Origin of the sequence: Novipirellula artificiosorum, assembly GCF_007860135.1 — a bacterium.
In the GTDB taxonomy this organism is placed as follows: Bacteria; Planctomycetota; Planctomycetia; order Pirellulales; family Pirellulaceae; genus Novipirellula_A; species Novipirellula_A artificiosorum.
Window position 1 is genome coordinate 207,675 of record NZ_SJPV01000009.1, and the last position, 24,224, is coordinate 231,898.

The following is a 24,224-nucleotide window of genomic DNA, read 5'->3' on the forward strand; positions in this document are numbered from 1 at the left end:
ATTGAGCCGTAGAGAATCGCGGCATTCGGTCCCATAACTCATCTCGGGTGCATCGCCCGCTAGCTTGAAGCCCACTGCGCAACTCGCAGAGGTGTCTCCCGGCCGAGGACACCGCCGCGCTGCACCGAGATTTCTTCGTGACTGCGAGTGGTCCAGCCTATGCGCCGAATAAGAACTTGAAACTGAACGAGGTCGATCTCACCTACGCGTGCAAAGTCGGTCCGTGAGGCTGCCGGGATCGGCATGTGCTACAGCGCTGGGTCCACAACCCTTGGTGGTTTTGGAGGGAGAAATGCAGTAGGTCTCATTGGAAGAAAGGAGATGAAATCGGAGCCAGCATCATGGCGAGTCGGCTCGGGCTAACATCGCAAGCGACGACTTGTTAGCGCGCCTCAAGCGGCTGCGGCACTGGGAATTCGCGACCTGGGACCGCGATCTAATGAAACTCAAATCGTGCTCCTCGCGTGACATTCGGAACATTCTGCCCTTGCCGGTGTTGCATTACTCGTGTGGTCGATCTCAGCAAGCGACTTCCAGCGATGAGGTGGTCGTGATGCCGCCTATAGGAACATGGCCAACGCATTTCGGGCTCATGGCCATTCAGTCGTCTACTTAGAAACCATTATGGGCAAAGCGATGAAACAGAAATGCTAAAGATCTCGAGGACCGATAGTGAAGAGACTTGTCACAATCACCGCTCTCTGCTGCTTGCTGGCGATCCCCAGCACCAGCACCTTTGCGCAAGCGCCAGCCGCTGACGGAGAACGATTCCAGCAGTTCGACAGGAACGGCGACGGGAAGATCGCCGCGGACGAGCTCGACATGCCTGTCGTGTTTAAGGCCGCGGACAAGAACCGCGACGGTTTTGTGACTCCGGATGAATTCGTCGGCTACCTGCAGCAACGTCAGGGCGACGGTCGAGGCAAGATGTCCCGCCGACGAGCACCCGTATCAGCCGCGGCTGCGGAGGGTCTTCACATAAAACGCAACATCCGCTACCGCGAAACTTCGGGCGTGGAGCCCAATCTTCACTCGCTGGACATCTACACGCCCAAGGACGCAAAGAACCTGCCGGTGATGATCTATATTCACGGCGGCGGTTGGAAACGCGGCGACAAGGCGGCGGTGGGATCGAAGCCGGCCTACTTCTGCAGCCGAGACTGGGTGTTTGTCAGCCTCAACTACCGCTTCGTTCCGGCCGTGGATTTGCTCACCCAGTTGCAGGACAGCGCGGACGCCATCGCCTGGGTGCACAAGCACATCGCGGACCACGGCGGCGACCCGCAGCAACTGCATCTCATGGGACACTCGGCCGGCGCGCATCACGTGGCCATCTTGGCGACGAACGAACGTTTCTTAAAAGCCGCAGGCAAGGAACTGTCGATCCTCAACAGCGTGGTCGAACTCGACACCCAGGCGCTTGATGTGCTAGGCATGATGACCGGCACCAAGAATGCCACTTATGTCCAGGCATTCGGCAAAGAAGAAAGCCGGTGGCGACAAGTCTCGCCCTTGCACCACGTCGCAGTGGGCAAAGGAATTCCGCCGTTCTTACTGGTCGTAGCGGACAACCGCGAGCAAAAACTTCAGCAAGCGGCCGCATTCCAGAAGTCCCTGCAGACCGCCGACGTGCGCTGCGAATTCGTCGAGGCACCGGAACACAACCACGGCTCGCTCAACCGCGCGATCGGTGAGCCGAACGATAAGGTCACCCAGGCGATGGAGAGGTTCCATGATTCCGTTCGCCGTTTGAAAACTTCGCCCGCTGCTCCGGACGACAAGGATGATTTCAGCTGGCAGCCGTCGCTGAAGTTTGATGCCGAGAAGACCAAGGAAGGCCCGCTGCCCGTGAACGCCATGCAGCTTGTCGTGCATCGTGGCAAGCTGTTCTGCGGCATGGCAACCTCGTTTGAGCGTGACCGATATTCCCGCAGCAGTTCCTATATCTACTCGAAGGCCAGCGCCGATGCTCCATGGAAGCTGGAGATCGATTTCGGTCCCGGCACCTCGCGGGTTGGACAGATGTTTTCTGCACGCTTCGAGAATGATGGTGATGGTCAGCCGATTGAGGGTGGTCCGCAGGAGATCCTGGTCGCGTTTACAATGAGTTTGGCTGGTCGCCGCGGCAAGGCACCGCTGCAGGTGCGCGTGCGTGACGATGCCACCGGCCAATGGCTCACCGTCGACCTTCCCACGCCCAAAGTCGCCGGCTCGAATGTCCGCGAAGTCTGGCTTCACCGCGATAGCGTCAGCGGCGCGGACCTCTTATTTGTCGGCGCAAACCCGTCGCCGCTTGGTATTTTCTCGGGCAGCTACGACCCCAAGGCACCCGGCCGCATCCGTTGGAAGACAACACCGGAAATCTCCGCTCAGGGTCGACGTGGCACCAGCAAGTGGTTTGGCATGGCGTCGGTCAACGGTGCGCTATTCGCCTCTGACGTGGATTCCGTTTTTCGCCGCGTGGATGGCCCCCAGCCGCGCTGGGTGAAGGTGCTGCAATTCCCGCGTGGTGTCGGTGACGAAGGCGGCGCGGAGGTCCGCGGATTGACGGCTGTCCCCAATCCGCAGAGCCTCACCGCTTGGCCCGAAGAGGAGATGCTCGTCCTCGCGACCCAGATGAAGATCTGGCGCATGCGGGTTCCGGCCGATGCGGACGAGACCCACGGACACACGGCCGAACTCGATTTGCTTCCTTGGCTCGGCCAGCGGCTTGGCGAGCCAGTGATTTTCGCCGAATCCGCCTTCAACCACCTCACACCTTTTCAGACTGCGTCGGATGCCACGCCTTTGTGGCCCATCGGTTTCCAAATTGTCTATCCCGTCCCCGGCAAGAAACTGTCAACGCGCGACCCAGATTCTTATCGCCTGAAAGATGATGTTTGGTTTCTTTTGAGAGATGTGCAGGCGAACTACACGTTGCATCGGATTGACAGCGATGCCCGCCTCTTTCTAGCACGAGATTTCAAGCCATCGCCGTTCGCCAACGAACCGCACATCCTGTATGCCTGCGGCTACAACGGTTCGCACTTCAAAGGCTCACTCGGCACGGCATGGGTTTACAGAGGCGCACTGTCGGAACCCAACAGGCCCCCCCGGTAGACATCCTGCTCGACAACATGAAAACACAACTGGCTTTCCTGCTCGCTTTGACGTTCGCCACCTCCGCTCTGGCACAACCGCCCGTTCCCGGTGCACGCTTGTCGCGTTTGGGCGAGAACAGTGACGGCGTGAACGCCGCGCCGTCCCTGAAACCCCAATTCGTGAAGGACTATTTCCCCGGTACAGTGGATGTCGCGGGGGAACCGCTGGCCGGAACCGAGACAATGAGCTTTGCGGTGCACGCCGGAAAATTGTTCGCCGGACTGGGCAATCGCAATCTCCCTGACGACGCTTCGGTGAAGGTGGGCGCCCAGGTAATCGTGAAGGACAGTGAGAACGCCGCATGGCGTTTGGAACACCAGTTCGAGAGCACGGCCCCGCGCGTCAACGCACTGACCTCGGCCACATTCACGACCGACTCCCTGGGCAATCCCTTGAAGGACACCACGAAAATGCTGGTTGCCGCTCCTTCCGATGCCAGCAGCGATACGGACGACGAGGCTTTACGCTGGGCGACCGCCTGGACGCGAGATGATGTTTCCGGAGATTGGACCGAAACACGGGTTTACTCCGCCGAACGACGCAAGCCTGCCTGTCGCTCCTTCGGCGTGTATCGCGATCCGGTAACGAAGGTCTGCCATCTGTTTGCCGGAACTTCCCACGGATCAATTCATCGCGCGGTTTACGATCCTGCCGCCCCAGGACGCCTTATTTGGAACGAGTCGGCCGAGTTAGACAATGTCGGTCGTGTCGTGGCATTTGCCGAGTGCAACGGGAGCCTCTACGCCGCCTGCGGTTTGCGGCGGACACGCGAGGGCATCACGGGGGGAATCTATCGACGCAAAAATGGTCCGAATGCACACTGGGAGTGCGTTTTTCAAGGGCCCTGGCCTGCACGGCGTGGGGGTGCCGACGAGGCTTTGCTGATGCGTGGGCTGACTGCCGTGCCGGCGCCCGACGGCGATGGTGAAGTACTACTCGGAAGCCGCGCCCAGGCTGGTGTCATCGAGCGAATCGATCCCCATGCGGAATACGCCGTGACCGTTGAACTGGATCTGCGCGAGCATTTCGCCAAGGTCTGGAACCTTCCGGAATACCGACGCGCCGCTCTCTCGGCCTACAACACGATGACCCCGTGGAAGAATTCGGAAAGCGGCGAACAAGTGCATCTTGTCGGTGTGGCGGTCCTTCACCCGACGCTCGCTGACACGCCGCCTCACAACGGCGCTTGGTACCTTGTTCGTCACGCTGACGGACGCTACTCGACCGGATACATCGACGATAACGAGCATCCGGTTGCCTCCGGCACGAACCTTCGTGGTACGCGCGCGATGATTACGTCGCCATTCGACAACACCACCGTCTTTGCGGGCGGAGGCGACATTGGCAAACAAATCTCTCTCAATACCGCTTGGATTTATCAGAGCACAATCTCAGATGACGAAAAATGAACATGAAAACCCGACTTTGCTCCCTGAGCATGATCGTACTGGCTGCACTGTCAATCGATACCGCCTGGGCTCAATCGATGGTCGAGCGTTTTGACCAGCTCGATCGTAATCGAGACGGCAAGGTCACACGCGAGGAAACGGCGGACGCATCGTGGTTTGACCGCATGCTGCGGGGACTCGACCGCAATCGCAACGGCGTCCTTGAGCGAAACGAAGCTGCCGGTAGAGGACGACCGCGAGGAAGCGATCAAACGGGCGATTGGCAGATGCCAGGGATGCCCGAGCACGCTGCACATCGGGATATTCGGTACGCCGAAATCGAAGGTGTTGATCCGAATTTTCTCAGCCTCGATCTCTACGTCCCCAAAAATATCGATACATCGACGCCGTGCCCCGTGATGGTGATGATCCACGGTGGCGGTTGGCGTGGAGGCAACAAGACGAATCCGACCATTGTTGGCAGTAAGATGCGACACTTTGTGGGCCAGGGTTACATCTATGCGAGCATCAATTACCGGCTTTCGCCGCAAACGCCGGACGGCGAGGGCGTGCAACATCCGGTCCATGCCCAAGACTGTGCCAGGGCCATCGCCTGGATTCACGATCACATCGTTGACTACGGCGGCGACGCCAATCAGTTGCATCTCATGGGCCATTCGGCGGGTGGGCATCTCGCGGCAATTCTCGGCACCAACGAAAGCTTTCTCAAAGCCGAGGAAAAGGACCTGTTGCTTCTGAAAACCAACGTTCTGCTCGATCCGGCTGCAATCGATATTCCGGGCTACCTGAAATCGGTGGATGGGCGGGGGATGACGGCTCTCTACCAGAACGCCTTCGGCAAGGAGAAAGCAAACCATCGGGACGCCTCTCCACAGGATCATGTCGAAGCCGGAAAGAACATTCCTCCGACCCTTCTCTTTTACGCAAGTGAGCGGATGGCGCTCGATCAGTTTGGATGTATCTTTGCCAAGTCGCTCACCGAGGCGGGTTCGCCATCCCGTGCGGTGGATACCGTTTCTCTGGAGCACGGCCAGATCAATTCGCATATCGGAATGATTGACGAGCCGATGACGAAACTGATCATGCGGCTGCACGCCGGCGAGGACGCGTCGAAATTCCCGGCCGTCTTGCCGAAGCTCGACGAAGCGCCTCATGAAAACGACCGCGCGGAGAACGAGGGTGACCACGAGCATGATCTAAACGGACTCGTCCGCTTCACCCGCGACTACGTGCCCGGCACGCGTGATGCGAATGGACAGTTGATGGGAGGCACCGAAACCCTGCGGTTCGTCGCCCATGACGGAAAGCTGTTCGCGGGCAACGGATTTTGGACCGATCAGCCCGGCGATGACCCAAGTCCCGGCGCACAGATCCTCGTCAAAAGAGGCCCGAACGACCCGTGGGAAGTTTCCCGGAGTTTTGCCGGGACCGTGCGCATCAACGCCATGGAGTCGTTCACCTTCACAACCGATCACTCCGGAAAGAAGCTCGACGATCCGGTCACATTGCTCCTAGCCGATGCCGGCCTTGTCCGAGCACGAAGGAGCGGACGGCTCCGTTGTTTGGTCCACGACGACGCCACGGGGAAATGGGAAGAGAGCCTCATCACTCCCAATGGGCCGCGCGCGTACATTCGAGCCTTTGGATCCCACCGTGATGCAGAAACCGGAATAGAACATGCCTATGCAGGAACGGGCGCAGGAGAAATTTACCGTGGCGGATTTGACCTCGCCGCGCCGGGCCGGATTCGATGGAACGCGGAACCCGAATACGCCAATCCCGATTTCGATGGCGGTGCTTTCAAGCGTTGCCAGGGCTTTACCGTGGCCAATGGCAAACTCTATGCCTCTGTTTCTCCGCGACTTCTTGAGCGGCAGGACGGCCTCAAGCCAAAATGGAAGGAGGTCTTCCGCTGGAATCCCGAGCAGCGTGCCGGGGCGGGCCTCCGCGGCATCACCGCCGTTCCCGCCCCAAGTGGGGAACATGAAGTGATCATCGGTTCGCGGGAGCAGGAGGGCCGTATTCTGCGCATCGATCCGATGCGTGACTACGCGGTGACCGACGAACTGAATTCGCGCGACTTTTTCGACAGCCAATTTGGCAACTTTCGCGGTGGCAGACTCGTGGCCTACAACCGCTTCGTGCCCGGCGTCCACCCTGCTACAGGAGCACCGATCCATTGGTTGACGGCACATGGAGTCCGGGCGGGTGATGTGCAGGCAGCATGGCTGTTGATTCGACACTCCGATGGTCACTATGAGCCAGTCCGAGTCTTCGATCGGGCGCTCGCCTCACATCCTGTTCTGGTTTCGACACGCACGATTGAGTTCGCGCCTTGGAACGACCGCGAGTTCTACATCGGTGGTTACGACGGAGCAGCGAACAATCGAACGAACCACAACACAGCGTGGATATTCAAGGGCACCCTCATGTCCACGAATGATTAGTAATTGACGCAGCAGTCCATTGCCGCGATCTGCCTGACTCAGGAATCTACACGAGCCTGTCTGGAGGGAATTCACAGCAACTCACAAAGCAGACCGTATCGAAAGTCAATTGCTCTAAAGACTCGTAGCACAATCCCATTGCCGAACGGCAGACACTAACGGAATACAAGTCGCCGTAAACCAAGCCCACTCGGTCGCTTTCAACCTGCAGCGGTTGATTCGATGAAAGAGGCGACGGTTCCCAAAAAGTAGGTTCTCCTGGTGATCATTCACGGTGTAGCCGTGTTGGCTCGCCAATAGTCACTCCCAGGAGAACCCGTCAATGTTGTACCTCGCCATCGATCAACACGCAAAGCAAATCACTGTCTGTGTCCGCAACGAAGGGGGGGACACGGTGTTACGCCGGCAAGTCAGTACCCGTCCCGAAAAGATCCAGGCGTTCTTTCAGCAGCTCACCGAGATGGACAGCCAGTTCATGGCGATCCTCGAAGTCTGTGGTTTCAATGATTGGCTGATCGAATACCTGCGAAAATGGAACTGTCAAGAAATCGTGCTCATTCACCCTGAGAAGCCTGGTAAAAGGAAAACCGATCGACGTGACGCTCAAAAATTGGCCGATCTGCTATGGCTCAATCGTGAGCGGTTGGCCGAGGGTCAAACCGTTCATGGTTTGCGGCGTGTCTACATGGTGTCCCAAAAGGAACGCGAAGACCGTCAGCTCACGTCTCTACGGAAGACTTTGGGACAACGCCGTACTCGAACCTTGAACAAGATCCATCGGATCATCAATCGCCACAATCTGATCTGGAACTATCCGACCAAGACCTTTCAAACCCAAGCCGGTCGCCGCTGGCTGGAGAAGGTCAAGCTGCCCCAGATCGATCGGCTGGAGATGAACATGTTGCTGGAGGAATGGAAAACATGGGATGAGCAAATTGTTCAAGTCGATGAACAGATCGTCGAGCGAGCGCGTCAGGTCGAGCCAGGCAAGACTCTCAGCGCGACACAAATTCTGATGACCGCCCCCGGTGTGAGCCACTACAGCGGTCTAACACTGGCCAGTCGTATTGGACCCATCGAAAGGTTCCCAGCCCGCGAAGTCTCGCGAACTATTTTGGGCTGACTCCAGGTTGCCACAACTCTGGGAACGCCCAGGACCGACTCGGTTCGATAACCAAACAAGGCAGTAAGATTGCGCGGTCTATCCTGGGGCAGTTGGTGCTGCACTTCTTAAAGCAGGATCCGAAGATGCGCCAATGGTACCGGAGAATCAAGCTGCGGCGAGGTTCGAAGATCGCTCGCGTGGCGGTGATGCGTCGGATCACGACCATCTTCTGGCACATGTTGACTCACGAGGAAGCGTACTGCATTGGCGGCCCACCAACTCGATTGCGGTCCAATTCCGCGGACACAAAGAGTCACGCCGCATGAACCTCAATGCCATCGCTCCCGCCGACTCGGGCTCAAAGAATAGTGCCAGGGTGTTCCCTTTCGCTTCGGCAGCCTCTGCCGTGGATCGCTCGCCACCTTGGTCCCCACCAAAGTCGTGGGCCTGGTCAATCGAGACCCGTGGTCACCGCACGTGGCCCACCGACTTGTGGGGGGACTGCGGTTATCGGCGAAGCGACCACGGCGACGGCGACGAGAATAGCTCCAGGGAACAAAGCCTCCCTATTGGAGGAAACAAACGGATCCACGTCAGTAGAGGACAGAAGTTGAAGTAAAGCAAACTGCGAAGAGACGGTTGTATTAGTCGCTGCGATGCAGCGACTCCTGTGGGCTTGGCTCAGTCTGAGTTGGTCCGTAGATCGAGGCATTGGCCTGCCAACGTCCTATGACGTTCGGTTGATTGAGACGAGCCATGTCCCGCAGGGCGGTCGCATAACGAATAATTACGTGCCGGCCGAAACGGTCGGGTGACTCCTCCGATGCAGGAGCAGGATCCACGAAGAGATGTGTTGGGTGCAATCGGAACATCAAAAGAACGTTGCAACGAACTCGAGAAAGAACCGTAATCAATCCACCGCGCAGGACGAGCTTGATCAACCGAACATCATCACAGCTTGGGCCGTGACCGCTAAACGAATGCGCTAACCACATCAAAAACCAGGAAAAACCTGCTTGACACTTCAGCCTCTTTCAGAGATGGACCAACCGCTAGCCCGAAGAGATTCCGCTTCGCTGCTTCGGTCGCGCGACCGAAGCAGATTCGGAGTTTCGGCGCAGTTTCCTCTCAATTTGGTCCGAGATTTTGAGAAGTGTGCGCCGCAGCGATTTCCTAACTCGCGCAGGGCGATGCAACCGAGGCGAGTTTGGGAACGCTCGAACTCGCGTCGGTGTGTCGGACGTGTATCGGACCGGAGCGATTCGGAGCCGCTTGGTTGCACGCTCAGGACACGCCCTCCTGTGCGCGCTGGTGAAGTTGCGGTTGTATCAATTTGACTACACGCGCCGGTGGATTCCTTGGTGCGCCGTAATGAAAGTCCTGGTTTGCCTCGGTCGGCTCTCAGTCACATCCACAGATGCAAGTTGATGGTCTCCCATTTGCGGTCGGAAGATGCAACCTCCATCACGATTCAGATTAGCTTTCAGCACAAGGTGCGAGAAACTACCCTCACTTCTTGGAATTGGTGCCAAAGAGCCTTCTCGTCTCAACGTAGAGGCTATAAGTCAGCCACTCGCAAGCAGCCTTAATAACAACATGCTTGCCCAAAGTCACTGCTGCCGATCCGGTCTCTCGTTCGCAGTTGGATTGCGCTACATAGACGGAGTTGCACAGTCACATCTGTAAGTGGGCTAGCTCCCGCGCTTTTCTGCGCCGCCAACAAATGCTCGACGCGCTGTCGTAGGCCTTCGTCCTCGACCACTGCGTCATGACACTGCTCAAGCTGTTCGCCATCGGTTATCTCGCGTGCAGTTAGAAAAACATTTCTTGTCGAACGACGCTCAGACGCCGTTGGGATTAGCGAAGTTGCATTTTTGTTCAACGATCTTTTGTTGAGAACAATTGGAACGAGCCGCGGATTGCAACCGGAAATCAGGTCAACCTGTCAGGAAAGTAATGGATATTTTTGACGGATTTGATCGACCGTTCGTGAGAAAGTCGCGACCGCTTCCTGAGCTCGCTCGACTTCAGCGGAGCCGCTGATTCCTAGTTTGTACCTGTACTGGGAACATGCAGATTCTGACAGTGCCAGTTCGAGTCGCGCCTGCTGCCGCTCGGCTATCCGACAGCTCTTCTCGGTCACCTTGAGTGCCTTTTTCATCTTCCCTCGCATCGCGTAGTAATGTCCCATTTCTCGCAGCGTGTTCGGGTAGTCCGGAAACTTCTCCGTGATCCGCACGCCCCACCGAGCGAGTTTATAACCCCGCTTGATCAGTCGATCAGCTTCCGCACGGTCGTCGGCTCTGACTGTCTCCGCGTGCAGACGTAGTGCTTCGAGCAACAGGGGGAAGTTGGGCATTGAGATGTGATTGATCACTAGGTGTTTCTTGGCAAGATCGAAACCTTGCTGAGCGAATTCTACACCCTCGCGAGTCCGGCCGTGATAGAGATGCCAACGTGCTTCTGCTTGGAGTCCTTGATTCGTCGCCTGGTAATTATCGGGAATGGCAACCAGGGCCGCTTTCATTTCTTCGAATCGAAACGCTCCGCGAGTGACCATAGCGGTCACGTTGATGAAATCATGCGCCGTGTTAAAGTCGCCGAGACGAACGCTCGCATGAAAAGCGTCCAAAGTCGTTTCGAGTGCTGGTTCCAAATTCCCAAGTCGGTAGTCGGAGAGTGCGATGTGGAGCCGCATGATCATAGCTTTGAACATGTCGCCCGTCCGCTCGATCAGCTGTAAACCGGCGGTGTGTATTTGTTGGCATTCTTCAAAACGAGCGACGCAATAGAGACCGACACCCCGAGCGAAATGGTTCATGAGCAAGCTTGAAAGATCACCCTCCTCCACTGCCTCCAATGCTCGGTCCGCGTAGCGAAAACCTCTTTTTTGCAATCCAATAGGTGCAAGAAAGGCCGAGTGATAGGAATAGGAATCGTGAACCGCTTCGGATCGTCCCAAAGCCTCGGCTCGGTTCATGCTGATCAAATGGCACCAGAAGAGTGTTGGTGTGCTTCGAAACCAAACCGACATGATCAGTCCATCGAGCAATTGAATGATGAGCAATTCACGCCTTGTCGCCGTTCTGCTTGTACGTCGCGGGTATCGAGCGAGCGTATGTAGGGCCTGGACCGCAGCGGACTTCATAATGCCGAAGACAAGCCCCAGTTTCGTTCTGGGAACCCGAACATTGAGGCTCCTTAGCGTCTTCGTATAACGCTCGGCGCTCGCACCATAATGACAATCCGCAATCAACAGTCTTCCCTGCAGCAGTTCAATTTCATATTGGTCGAGCGGATCCTCCGCGAGTCGGTGTGCTTCGGTGAGCGCTGCGTCAGCATCGGGGTAATTAGCTAAGAGGGTGGAGATTTCGCCGAGGCTGAACTGAATTCGACGGACAGCGGCACTTTTTAAATATTCTCCGTTCTCCAACGCTAATGCATATTGCGTAGCGGCGACATCCAACGCGAATTGTCGCCTTGCTTGTTCGGCCGCCAAAAAGGCGTATGCACATCCGTTGCGTTTATCACCTGCAGCGTCAAAGTGAAAAGACAAGTCGAACACTCGATGGGAAGTGATTGCAGCTTGGGTATCAAGTATTCCCTCTTCGAACTGTTCAAGCTGACTTGGACTCAAACCGCCGCTGGCACTTTCAATGAAGCAAGCCAAGTCGCGGTGCAACGTCTGTTTGGTCGACTCTTCCATCTCCGCCAACAACGTCTCGCGGATGCAATCGTGGTACGTGTCGACACTTCTCGCGGTTTCCGGGCCGAGAAACCGGATTAACCGTTCACTTCGCATTCGCATCAGCGTAGATACAGGCATCACATCGTGCCCCGCCACACTTGAAGCCTCTTCCATGTCGAGCGCACGTCCGGATACGGAAATGACGTTCAACAGTCGCGTTGATTCTGCGGGTAAACGATTCAAACGGTCGGCGATTACATCTTGGATCGGTTGCGGTCGAAACGAGTCGGCGTGTGGGTCGAAGCAGCCAATCAACTCGGTCAGGAAGAAAGGATTGCCTCCAGTTTCTTGATGGATTTCTGCAGACCGCTGTCGAATGCGTTCCGTATCCTGATGCAGTAGATCGATAACGAGTTGCGTGCATTCCTCCACGGTAAAGGGGCTCACCGCGATATTGCGTGGCTCGATGTTGATGTCACGGGCTTTGCCGAACTCGCCCCATGCTCTGAGGAATGGACTGTCATCTGCTTCGTCCGAACGATACGTTCCCAGGAACAATATTCGGGGTGCTGCGGGTGGCTTGAGCACCTGAAGTAAAATTTCGGCACTGTCCGAATCGCCCCATTGCAAATCATCTGTGAACAGAATGACGGGCTTGCGACTGCTGATTCGGCAGAAGAGTTGACGAAGCGCTGCGGTGGCACGCCTGCGTACCTCTCGTTCTTCCAAATCATCCATACGGATCGATGGTCCGGTGCTGACTGCATCCAAACGCTGGAAAATGGGAAATAGACGTTTGAGGAACGCCATGTCAGGTGGAAGAAAGGCCGCAACTTCCTCTGGCGGGAGTGAATGCAGGTAGCCACACATGGCATCGATGGTGCTGTCGAGCGCCTTGAATGGCACCGATTCGCGATCGTAGCAGCGACCAGCCATCACCGCATAAGCGGGATCGTTGAAGAGCGGATTCAAGAATGCATTGGACAACGTTGTCTTGCCTTCACCGGAACGACCGCTGACGAATACGACGACCGGACTCTGCGTCTCGTTCAGCGTCTCCAGCGCGCGATTCAAGTCTTGCAGTTGCTGGTCCCGGCCAATGATTCGATCACCAGCGGTCGATGTGGACGACTTGGCCATAGCGGTCTGGGTCGAAACGACTCGGGCAATTTCCATCGCGTCTGGGCGATCGTCACCATGACGCGCAAGCAAGGCCATGCAGAGATTGCATAAATCGGTCGGCAAATTATCGGAATCCGGAATGGCGGGCGCGTCCTGAGTTTGCTTGTCATGCATGACTCGCAGCGTGTTGCGGCGAAACGGCAGATGCCCTGTCAGAGCTTCGTACAGCATGACGCCTAGTGCATACCAGTCACAGGACGGTCGAACGGACTCACCTCGAGCCTGTTCGGGGGACATATAGGCGGGAGTTCCCGCAATTTGCAAGCTCTCCGCGGATTGGTCATCCTCGTTGAAGTGCAACACCAAGCCAAAGTCAAGCAGAACCAGATGGCCGTCCTGGCTGACCATCACGTTCGATGGCTTGAGGTCGCGGTGGATAATGTAGTTGGCATGCAAGGCCATGATGCCAGTGACCAATTGCCCCAAGGCTAATCTTAGCCGCGCCTCATCCAACTTTCCGTTCGGGCGCACGAAATCGATAAAGTCGGTTCCATGGAAAAGATCCATGGTGAAGAACCATTGTTCTCCGTCGGATTCCAGCGAATGCAGTCCAAGTAGATTGGGATGATTGATATTGGCCAGAGATCGGAATTCGTTCTTGAAGTGATGCAGTCGCTCGCCATCCACTTTGGGCAGCATCTTAAGAGCCGTATGGTCGTGACGTACCGCGTGAACCGCTTCAAACACCACGCCCATTCCCCCCTGCCCTAGCTCGCGTACGAGGTGGTAATCACCCAGTCGCCGCGCGGATGGTGGTTCGTAAACGCTCGCTGCGAAAGCCTCCGTGTCATCATTGGGATGAGATCGCGAGGAGCCGAGCCAGAGTGTTGATTCTGCGAACTCCTGGCGGATCAACGCCTCCTGGCTAGGGAGCGTCGCGATGTAGTCGGCAGCTTGCGGTTGATGGCCTTCGCCGCGACGACGCTCGATATCAATCTGCAGAAGGTTTCTCAGCAGCGTTGACCGCGTGGCTTCGTTGACCTTCTCAAGATAGCCGCTGAGTGATTGATGCGAGTCCGACTGCCAATCCATCGTGAAGGTCTGGCACACGGCCTGAACACTATTGAACGGATAGCTCCGAGTTGCATTCTCTTGATCGTTTCGCATCCGCCGACGGCTCTCGCATAAGGTCGTGGTAATGGCCATACAGATTTACTGCAATGACTCCGCAGGGTTTTGCACTTGCTAGCTGCTATTTGGGGATGTCACTTTGGGAGGGCGACTTGAGCAGGGTTTCTGCTTCGCTACGGAGTAGGTTTAAAGTCAGCTTGCGGTTCCAGGCCGGAGTAGCGGCAAGTTCTTGCAGAGCGGATTCATTAGCCAAAGTCAGTTGCTCTTGGGCGGCGTCCAAGTTGCCAAGCTGGAACTCGGTCATTGCTAAGAAGTAGCGAGCATTGCTGGAGTTGGTATCCGAGTCCTCGGTTGCTTCCAATGCGTCGTCAAGGTGCTTTTTGGCCTCAGTGAATTCACCGGCCCGCATGAGAATTGCACCTAGGCCCACAAGATACTGTTGCTTGTCATGCTCTGTATCAACGGATTGCCGAGCCAATTTGATCGCGGTGGAATAGTCGTCAAGAGACTCGGGGGCGAGCGAGCACGTCCAGGCAGTAAAATAAGTCTCCATAGAGATGTTTGAATCAGCAAACACATTCAGTAACTTTTGGCAGTGCTTTCGATAATTGGGCATATCGTTGGAGTGAATGGCAACGAGTGCTGATAGGTAGATGTAGTATCGTTCGTTGGGTTTAATTTCTCTCGTGACTTGCAATTCAGCTTTCAAATCATCCCAGCGTTCACGCTCCCCAAAGAACTTAACTCGCCAAGTCCGGCACTCATAATCGTTTGGGTCTAATTCCAATACCCTGTCATAATCCAACAATGCCCCTGCATAATCACCGTTTGCCGCCCGCAGGCTCGCTCGGACCATTCGGACATCTGCTCGATCCCGAGACGCTAGAGATTTACTGGCTAGTCTTATTAAACCGTCACGGAATGTCCGATCGGTACATTGTAAAAGCTGCGTGGTGGGAATCCTGGTTAAAGCGCTGCTATCGTCTGGCGAGACTTCCAGTGATCTTTCAATGTCTGCTAGGGCTTGATCGTAGTTCTCCATTAGAAAATGCACGAACGACCGACGTTTATTCCAGTGCACTTGAATGGGCATTTTCTCAATCGCAAAGTCATAGTCTGCCAATGCTTTCTCGTATTCTTTCAGATTGAAAAACACGAGGCCGCGACTGACATAAGTACCCAAGTCGTAAAAAGTATCCTCCTGGCCGTCCTCCGAAATGAGATTAATTGCTGTATTGAAATCTGCCAGTGCATCGTCGTATTCACCTCGATCGCGTTTGATAATACCGCGGTATCTGTAATACGCATTGACCGTAGGAAATTGCTTAATCATCCCTGATAGCGCGGCGTCCGGTTCTGCATTTCCAACAATAAATTCGGCATAACGCTCGTGCAGAATTTTGACGCACGCCGGGGGGAATTGCCGCATTTCAGTGATCAGTTGCTGATTCGCCAGGCCAGGATCATTAAGACTTGTCATCTCGAATTTCGCGAGACAGGCTAGACTGAATAGATGCCTAGGTTCTGATTCATCGGGAAAATCAGTGATGATCTGCTTGGCAATTTGAAACGCTTCGGATGTCATCTCATTTGCTTTTTCGATATCCCATCTGCGGAAAAATGGAACAGCCTGCAACAGATAACGAACATAATGCTTCTTGCTTCGTCGGCTGTTTTCAATCTCGGGTCGAATCATTTCTAGGTAATCCAACCATAGCTGCGCCGCTCGTTCTGCATCTTCATCTTCCAAAAGCGCCGCGAGTTGCGGGGTCGATTCGCCGGTCAATTCGAACACTTCAAAAACGAGCGCGCGATGCTTTTCGAGATGGCCTTGAGTTTTGTGTACTACTGCAAGATCCATCAAGAATTGCGGGCGATTCGAAGTGTAGGCGGACGGCGGAAATAATTCTGTCAGTTCCTTATCAATTTCAAGGGCCCGCTCGAACGCTTTTTGTGCTTCCGCGGGAAGGCCCACGTGATATTGCTTGATCCAACCCGCCGCCTCGACCGCGATGGCTAAGTTTGCTCCGTAGCGATTGTCGTCTGGAACTTCCCTTGCGAGTTTGTCCAATTCAGCAATCGCGTTCTCGTACAAAGCCAAACCCGCCATAACGTCGCCGAATTGCGATGTCATATTTGCCAGCCGCATACGGGTCATTGCCGCCTTGAAGCGGACCTCGTGAGCGTCTGCTTTTGAAACCTCGAATTTGTCGTAGAACTCCAATGAGTCGGCTACGATGTCCTTTAAAATTGGCTGTAATTTGGGAATTTCCAGCAGCTCAGGGTTGGATGCGTGTTCGAGCAGTTTATCAACGGCATTGAGCGCGGCGGCAAGGTTAGTTTCCGATATCTCTTTTGCCGCCACGGCTTGCTGCTGCGCCTTCTCTGCATACTCTTTTCGCGTTTCGGCGACCTGTTGTGCACCCTTGGCATCGGCAGCAGATTTATTGGCCGCGGCTTGGGCCTTGCTGGCTTGAACGGCAAATACTAAGCTCACGATCGTGGACGTCGTCAGTATGGTGAGTAACAAAGCCGCGGCGGTCAGCAGCCCTTTGTTTCGTTTAGCAAACTTCTGGAGTAGATAGACCATCGATGGTGGGCAGGCTTGGACTGGTTCATCATTAAGATATCGCTCGATGTCTGCGGCGAGTGCATTTGCGGATTCGTACCTCCGCTCTCTGTCTTTCTCCATCGCCTTCATAGCGATCCAGTCGAGCTCCTGCCTGAATTTCGTAGCAGTTTCTTCAGTGACGAGACGGCGTCGATCTTCAATGGTCGATTGATCCTTCGCCCTTAGCGTACTAATTCGAACACTGGGACGCTGTGGCACATGTTCCTTGATCAGCTTGCGAACGCCACCAACGCAGAGTTGCGAGAGGGAATTTCGGTCGAAGGGTGTTGTTCCGGTTAGTAGTTCGTACAACACCACACCGAGAGAATAGATGTCTGAACGGGTGTCGATATCGAGGCCGCTCATCTCCGCTTGCTCCGGTGCCATGTACAGCGGCGTGCCGATCATCTGCGAAAATTGGGTGAACAGGGTACGCTCGGTGAGTTCCTGATTTAGAGCCTTGGCGACACCGAAGTCGATGACCTTCACCACGGGGACTCCGTCGTGCAGCGTCACGAGCAAATTGCTCGGTTTTAAGTCGCGGTGAATGATTCCCTTCTGGTGCGCATGCTGGACCGCTTGGCAGATGTTAACGAACAGCTTCAGACGCTCTGGCAACGCAAGTTTCTTCGCGTTGCAAAACTCGGTTAGTGGCACGCCGCGAACCAATTCCATCACGAAGTAGGGGCGACCTTCCGGGGTGGTGCCGGCATCGAGTACTTTGGCGATGTGCGGATGGTCCATCATCGCTAGCGCTTGTCGCTCGGCTTCGAAACGCGCGATCACTTCGCGGGTATCCATTCCCGGCTTGATGACTTTCAACGCCACCTTGCGCTTGATCGGATGCGTCTGTTGAGCCATGTAGACTGCACCCATTCCGCCGCGGCCGATCTCTTCCAACAGCTTATACGGCCCGAGCATGGGATGGTCGGAAATGTTGATCCTCTCGGGCGTATCCAGCTCACACTCCGCTAGCCGCAGCTGCTCGGCCACATCCGCTAATGGGCTAGCTCCGGTACCTTGCTGCGCCGCCAGCATCTGCTCGACGCGCTGACGAAGCTCTTGGTCGTCGCCAACCACCTCGTCGAGATACCGCTTCTGTTGGTTGACGTCGGTAAGTTCGCGTGCAGCTAGAAAAATATCTTTCAGTGACGGACCTCGAGCTACCGTTGGATCTAACGCGTCTGCATTCATAGTTCGATGGTCACTTTCATTGGTTGCAAGCCACTTCTCAGTTCAACAGGCTTGATGGGCAAGCGAGTGACTCAATCAATCAAAAGGAATTCACTCGCTTGCGCGTTTTGATGTTGCGCATTTCGTTACAAGCTCGAAGCGCCAGCGAGTGGGTTCCTAGCTTTTTGAGGCATGCAAGAGCTCCGGGCGGCCGAACTGGTAGACCCACTCGCTGGCGCGCTTGCGCGTTGTGCCTGTATTATGGCATTTTCATCGGATTGAAAAATGGCTTCCCTTGCTCTACAAAGTCGCATCCGGTAGGCCATCGCCGTCAGAATCGTCTTCAAGGTCCAGTGCGAGTGGATCCCAGGTGAAATCCGTCAGTGCCAAATCGACAACTTCGGCATAGGTACCGCTGCTGACATTTTTCCTCCAGCTGGTGACAAAAACACCATTGGAATCCGTTGTGCCTGAGTAGGTTCGACCGTCAAACTGAACCGTAATCGCAACGCCTGATGCGACTGCATCCGCCGAACTCCCTTGTCCATCGGAGTTCGAATCACTACGTATCTCGAATACGGCTCTGTGATACCTACCACTCCTGTAAGACTCGAAGCGTATATCGTAGACATACAGCGCGGTCACGTTGGAAGGCTGTTCAACGGTGACGACAACGGAATCGCTCGAGGTCGCGCCGCCGTTGTCTGTCACCGTCAGCGTCAAGACGTGGGAACCGACGTTGAGCACGGGAGAGATACTGCTTGAAGTGCCCAGGACCGTGCTGCCTTCGCTCCATTCATAACTCGCGATCGTTCCGTCCGTGTCGCTGCCTGCTCCGGTCAGCGTTACCATTTCGCTGCCATTGTCGTCCGCGTCAGACACTGTGATATTCGACCCAGCATTCGCGGACGGACCTTGATTCGGATTCACGGTTACCACGACAGTGTCGCTACTGGAAGCACCCTCGTTATCGATGGCAGTGAAGGTGAGTGTATGCACGCCGACAGTCAGCGAAGTTGTGAGCGTGGTTGCATTGCCCAGTACCGTGGATCCCTCGGTCCATTGAACGGAAGCGACCGAGCCGTCGCTGTCAGAAGCCGTACCGACTAGCGTTACCAACTCAACTCCGGATGCATCGCCGTCACTCAATGTTTGATTGGCACCGGCATCAACCACTGGCAGCATATTAGGTACTTCATCATCAACGATCGTTCCGACTGCGGAAGCATCCGCGATGGTTGCTCCGACCGCATTGCTCAGGCTGACAATGAACGTCTCATCGCTTTCCAGTTCCGAGTCATCAATTACCGAAACGGCGACTGTACCTGTTGTCATGCCGGGATCGAATACGACGGTGCCTGAAGCGGAGGTGTAGTCGTCGCCCTCGGTGGCTGTGCCGTCAGTAGTACTAAATTGAACTACGATAGACTCCGGACTTGGCGATGAAAGTCTGACGACAAAAGCAGCTTTTGCTACTCCAACAGCTTGACCGTATCGCAGTACTTGGTTGGTAGTAACACTGCTAACCAGTAGATCTCCGTTAGCGTCGATCAGCAATGAGTTTGGATTTCTTAGACCACCAACACTAGCCGCAACTATTTCGCCCACGAATTCGCCAGATGTTTGAGCAAAGGCCAAGACTGAATTGGTTCGATTGCTTGCAACTAGAAGTAGCCCGTCGCGAAACAAAAGACCCGTTGGTCCATCCAGCCCGGCCGACCCCGGACTGACAAAAGTATCAATGAAATTTCCGCTAGTGTCGTAACGCAAAACGGAATTACTAGCGACATTAGGACTCGATACGTAGAAATTGCCGTCGGGACCGAATACCATGCGAGTCGGATTGTTCAGTCCACCGTCTCCGCTTGAAATAAACTCGTTAAGAAACGCACCCGTGGTGGCATCGTAACGAAGAATCGCGTCATCGTCGCCCCCGCTGGCTACATACAGATCACTGTTCGATCCGAACAGCAAACCACGAGGTTTCTCGAGTCCACCCGAGCCGGATGTAATGAACTCGCTCAAGAACGCGCCGGTCGCTCCATCGTAACGCAGGACCGAATTTGTTAGGTCACTAGAGACAAACAAATGACCATCATGGAAAGTCAGATCTCTGGGGTAGTCGAGCCCGCCTGAACCAGCAGCTACGAATTCGTCTATGAACGTTCCTGTCGTGCCGTCGTAGCGTAGCACACTGTCGGTGTCAGAACTCGACACATATAGATTCCCGTCGGGGCCGAAAGCCATTCCGCGCGGAGACCACAGACCGCCTTGGTTGACATCTACAAATGCGTCAAAAACTGGGTGCGTCGATTCTCCCTCTTGCACAGAAACGTCGTCGATCGATAGCTTAGGCGTCAAGCTACCTTTGTTTGTGGTGAAGTTTGCGAGAACTTCGGTGCTCGTTAACGCAACATCATGAATTTTCAGTTCGTCGATTACACCATGGAATGGGAAATTGTGAGGTGAGGTTGAGCCTCCGCCGTGATTCCCGATTCCCAGACCAGGGTTTTGCGATGGGTCGAGGTTTCGGAATGGCCTTACGTCGGTTTGCCCTTTCGACATGAGCACGCCGTTGAGGTACAGACTCATCTCCCCTGTCGCATCATCGAGCGTACCGGCGAGATAAACAAATTCGCCGAGCGGCATATCCGTTTTCAGACCCGCTCCCGCGTTTTCGTCGCTAATTCCAAAGCGTATCGTTCCATCGGAATTAACGTACAACTGGTATGGATCGACACCGCCGCGATCATCACCGCGAAACAGGATCATGCCATGTTGTGATGGTAACGAATCAGCGCGCACCCACGCTTCAATGGTAAGTGATCGTGTCAGTTTAAGGCTCGATGAGTCCTCAAGCAGTATGCCATCATCGACTCCATCAAACAGAAACCCTTGACCAACTTGGCCTGCGGCATAACTAGTCCCGTTGACCGTCAGGCCATTGTTTCTACCTTCCGCGTCCAAAGCGGTGTTCTCCGCCGTCCAGTGACTGATCAGTCCAACGGGTTCCGTGTTCGCAAGCGTGCCTTCGACTTGGACGTTGTCGATATACCAGTAGTCGCCGCTGCCGCTCATGCCGGCATCGAAGCGAATGTGTAGCGTGTTACCTACGTCTGGAACTGCCAAGTCGTAGTCGTGGTATTGGCCGTCGTCGTCACCATCAAAGAAAGACTGAATCGTCGTCCAGTTCGTGCCATCGCCGCTGACCATGACATCCGCTCGGTCCGAACCTTCGAACGAAATCAGCTTGGTGGAAAACTGGAGTCGGACATCAGACAAGTCTGTCACATCGACTGTTCGCTGCAGATCGCCCGAACTACGCCGTAGCCGAGCATGGTAACTGCCGCTGGCGGGTGAGGTGTCGCTGCGAATCGTCGCATCGCCGCTCGAATCCCAACTGCCGACCGCCCATTGCTCGCTGCCCCCCGAAAAATTGGCTGTCTCAAATCCATCGGCGGCTACCACGGCCAGCAGCCTTCGCGCCTCCAATGTCTCCACGCGCAGACCACGACGCGCCTTGGATCGAAGCTGCTGACGTCGGCGGTCTTTTTTCAAGTTTCGCAGTGGGTTACGCATGGGTTTGATTCCTGTTTTCCGGGGGGCCTCTTGAGGGTTAAAAAATGGTCCTCACATAACAATGCGAAATCGAGCCATAATTTTTCCCAAGAGCTCGCCAGCGGGGGGCAAGCCAGTCACGACAGACGCAGTGTCTGGCGGCGTTTCCGTCGAGCAATGGCGTCTCGTTGAGGCGTTCTGTGTTTCGGAATACCCGCAAAACCGCGTTGAATCGTTCTGTTTTGCAGAAGATTCACAACGCGACGAAAAGCCGCGAGATCGATGGCAGCGGGTCTAGATAAAGTTGACCATTTAAGCGCCGGTTTGTTTCAACCACACGGCGAACCAAGCTTCGGCAAACTCCCAGGTTTCATACGCTTTGCGTTTGCTTATCCCCAAGGCTTCGCCCGCGGCGGTGATGGATAGACCCGCGAAAAAACGCAGTTTCACAAGCTCGGCCGCCTCAGGTTCCTCCGCCTGCAGCCTTTCGATCCCCGCGTTCAAATCCAACAGCAGATCAGGCTGAGCGTTTAAGGTCTGCTCCAAATTGTGGTCAAACTCGACGCGCCGCAGATCCCCGCCGTTGCGTAAAGCCCCCCGTCTTTGAGCCGATTCGATCAAGATTCGACGCATCGCCTCAGCAGCGGCAGAGAAAAAGTGACCGCGAGAATCCCACTTCTGAAGGCGCTTTTGATCAACCAACCGCACATAGGCTTCATGCACCAGCGCCGTCGACTGCAACGTATGATCCGCCCGTTCGTGGGCCATCCGCGCCGCAGCCAATCTGCGTAGCTCCTCATAGACCAGCGGTAACAGGTTCTCGGCTGCCGAGGGATCGCCAGATTCGATTTTTAAGAGAATTTGGGTCACGTCGGACATAGAGAATTGTCTTCCGAAAAGGAAAAGGACACGAATCAACGGATTGTAGCATCCCTCTGACGCGATTTTCCATCTTGGCGGAACCCAATCGCCGCATGATTTTTCGACTGTGTACTTCGCCGCGGCGGTCGTCTCAGCGTCTTTTCCATCGAAGGGCCTTCATCGGCACGCGAACTGCAGGCATTTGGACATCTCCGCAGCTGCATATCAGTGCTCATTCGCGTCTGTTCTTGACCTAAGCCAAAAAATCAGCCTGCAAATCTGCTCGGGGCACTTTGGAAGTGTCGTCATTCTGACTGCGCGGAACGGTCGGTTCTCAGCCCGAACGCGACTGCCGTTGGTGACACAGGTCGAACCGTCCTGAGTCATTCACGACCAAGTTGCCAGCCTGCTTCGGTCACTTCGACCGAACGCAGTTCGCGAGTTCTCAAAATGAACGAGGTTGGACCACGTTCTATCTCGAAGCAAATCCGCTCGGCTGCTTCGGTCTCAACACCTCTGGCAGTTGCGCCGCTTCGCTGCAGTTTCCTCTCAATCTAGTCCGAGATTCTGAGAAGAGTGCGCTGAAGCGATTTCGCCAACTCCACGAAGCCGATGCAACCGACAGCACGAACATTGACTGAGACCGAGTGAGTTTATGGCCGACTCCAACCCCTTGGAAACAAAAGAAACGGATGTTGCCGCGGACATAGCCAGAATGGAACTGAAGGCCATTCCGAGCGAGTTCACTGAATCACTCGCGATAAGGGTTCCACCAGCGTGAATTTGTGAACGCATTGACGATCAGGGCGAGGATCCCCGAAAAGAGGGCTGCGGGGAATTGGAAGACGATAATCATGGCGGCCTATACATCTCGTATGCTGAATTGCCAACAGGTCGTGATCACCAGTGCAATCAATGACAAGAACAGCAGGGCTTTGGCGGACCAGTTCGTGACAAGAAAACTAAACGCGCCGATGATCAAGTAGGGAAAGACTGTCAAGCCGACGAAAAGCAGAGCAGCGGGTGGGAAAGCAGGGACTCTCCTTACCATCCAGACCGCAATCGCAATTGCGATCACCACGGATAGTATACCGATCCAGGCCCCGCTGTCGGCCCACTTGCGTGGGGTGTGGCGCATGTTGGGGCGTGCATTATCCTTCTCGGCCTGCGGTGTTTCGTAAGGATTGGTATTCACGACTACCAGCTTCGCAGCCGCTGCGAACATTGTCCACTCGCTGAAGGTTCCTCGGAGGCTGGCTTCCTGTGAGGCCTAACGTTGCTCACGCTACGGGTCGCTGCATGTTGCTCTCAAGATAGTCCAGGTCTCGCAGCAAACTGGATCAAAACTCTCGGTTGAAGACGCGCAGAGCGATGCAACCGCCGAGGCTTGCGAAGAAGAAGGGACAACGGCGATCATGGCTGGCTCGATGTCCTTGCGATTACATCGTCAACCCGCTGTGCGGTTCGCATCAACGGTACGAGCGCAAACGTCGATCAGCGCGGCAAAGCGAACCACGTCATCTGGGTCTTCTGTCTTCGCTGAATGCCGTTGCTCGTCAACTGGTGCTGCCGCTGCATTTACCGCCGCTTCGACGTATTCGGTTCGGAACGGTCGAGCAAGCGGCCTCCAAGCCATCCGCCAATCATTGCGGTTACGCAAGCGCTCAGGAGAAACGGTATCACCAACATCATGCTGTCGACTTCGTTCTCGGGCGGAAAGAACGTGTAGGCAACGAGATAGAATCCGATGAATCCAGCGGGAGTTCCCAGCAAACGCCCCGCAGCAGCCCAAGTGACAATCTTCATCGCGTTCTCCAGGACTGTCGGAGGCTGAGTGCTTTGGTCACTGTGATTGCGTCAATTCAGAGACTTGACCAACTTGGGAAAGCGTCGATATGTCTGGTTCAAGAGTGTTGTCCCAATTCTAACTTGATACTCATAGGTAACGCAAGCATTCCGCGATCGAGAGCCCGCGAGC

At 55.3% G+C, this 24,224-nt stretch carries 11 protein-coding genes and 1 pseudogene; 6 read left to right on the forward strand and 6 right to left on the reverse strand.

What is annotated here, in order from left to right; all coding sequences use genetic code 11:
• Positions 1 to 672: 672 nt before the first annotated feature.
• From Poly41_RS22885 to Poly41_RS35025, 6 genes and pseudogenes are all read left to right on the forward strand, one after another.
• Positions 673 to 3,099: a carboxylesterase family protein gene (locus Poly41_RS22885; RefSeq protein WP_146529258.1), complete on the forward strand. Its 2,427-nt coding sequence runs from the start codon at positions 673 to 675 to the stop codon at positions 3,097 to 3,099.
• A gap of 17 nt (positions 3,100 to 3,116) precedes the next feature.
• Entirely contained in the window at positions 3,117 to 4,550 is a 1,434-nt protein-coding gene (locus Poly41_RS22890; protein WP_146529261.1) for a hypothetical protein, read from the forward strand.
• 2 nt (positions 4,551 to 4,552) lie between these two features.
• Positions 4,553 to 6,997, forward strand: coding sequence for an alpha/beta hydrolase fold domain-containing protein (locus tag Poly41_RS22895; protein WP_197231537.1), 2,445 nt, complete (start codon positions 4,553 to 4,555; stop codon positions 6,995 to 6,997).
• 322 nt (positions 6,998 to 7,319) lie between these two features.
• Positions 7,320 to 8,120 (forward strand): IS110 family transposase, encoded by an 801-nt coding sequence (locus Poly41_RS22900; protein WP_146529264.1) that lies wholly within the window; start codon positions 7,320 to 7,322, stop codon positions 8,118 to 8,120.
• Positions 8,117 to 8,200, forward strand: a pseudogene (locus Poly41_RS35760) (hypothetical protein); the annotation flags it as partial. The gene Poly41_RS22900 and the pseudogene Poly41_RS35760, both read left to right, overlap by 4 nt.
• Positions 8,201 to 8,245: 45 nt before the next feature.
• Positions 8,246 to 8,428 carry a hypothetical protein gene (locus Poly41_RS35025; RefSeq protein WP_231615867.1) on the forward strand — a complete coding sequence of 61 codons (183 nt, stop codon included), beginning with the start codon at positions 8,246 to 8,248 and terminating at the stop codon, positions 8,426 to 8,428.
• Positions 8,429 to 10,047: 1,619 nt separating this feature from the next.
• Here Poly41_RS35025 and Poly41_RS22910 read toward each other — a convergent pair.
• The 6 genes from Poly41_RS22910 to Poly41_RS22935 all read right to left on the reverse strand — a co-directional run bounded on the left by Poly41_RS22910 (position 10,048) and on the right by Poly41_RS22935 (position 24,052).
• Entirely contained in the window at positions 10,048 to 14,118 is a 4,071-nt protein-coding gene (locus Poly41_RS22910) for a serine/threonine-protein kinase (RefSeq protein WP_146529269.1), read from the reverse strand.
• Between the two features lie 46 nt (positions 14,119 to 14,164).
• The gene (locus Poly41_RS22915; RefSeq protein ID WP_146529271.1) at positions 14,165 to 17,848 is read right to left on the reverse strand and encodes a serine/threonine-protein kinase; all 3,684 of its coding nucleotides are present in this window, start codon (positions 17,846 to 17,848) and stop codon (positions 14,165 to 14,167) included.
• Positions 17,849 to 18,127: 279 nt separating this feature from the next.
• The gene (locus Poly41_RS22920; protein ID WP_146529273.1) at positions 18,128 to 21,406 is read right to left on the reverse strand and encodes a LamG-like jellyroll fold domain-containing protein; all 3,279 of its coding nucleotides are present in this window, start codon (positions 21,404 to 21,406) and stop codon (positions 18,128 to 18,130) included.
• 291 nt (positions 21,407 to 21,697) lie between these two features.
• The gene (locus Poly41_RS22925) at positions 21,698 to 22,264 is read right to left on the reverse strand and encodes an ECF-type sigma factor (RefSeq protein WP_146529275.1); all 567 of its coding nucleotides are present in this window, start codon (positions 22,262 to 22,264) and stop codon (positions 21,698 to 21,700) included.
• 844 nt (positions 22,265 to 23,108) lie between these two features.
• Entirely contained in the window at positions 23,109 to 23,441 is a 333-nt protein-coding gene (locus Poly41_RS22930; protein WP_146529277.1) for a hypothetical protein, read from the reverse strand.
• Between the two features lie 383 nt (positions 23,442 to 23,824).
• Positions 23,825 to 24,052 carry a hypothetical protein gene (locus Poly41_RS22935; RefSeq protein ID WP_146529278.1) on the reverse strand — a complete coding sequence of 76 codons (228 nt, stop codon included), beginning with the start codon at positions 24,050 to 24,052 and terminating at the stop codon, positions 23,825 to 23,827.
• Between the last annotated feature and the right edge of the window lie 172 nt (positions 24,053 to 24,224).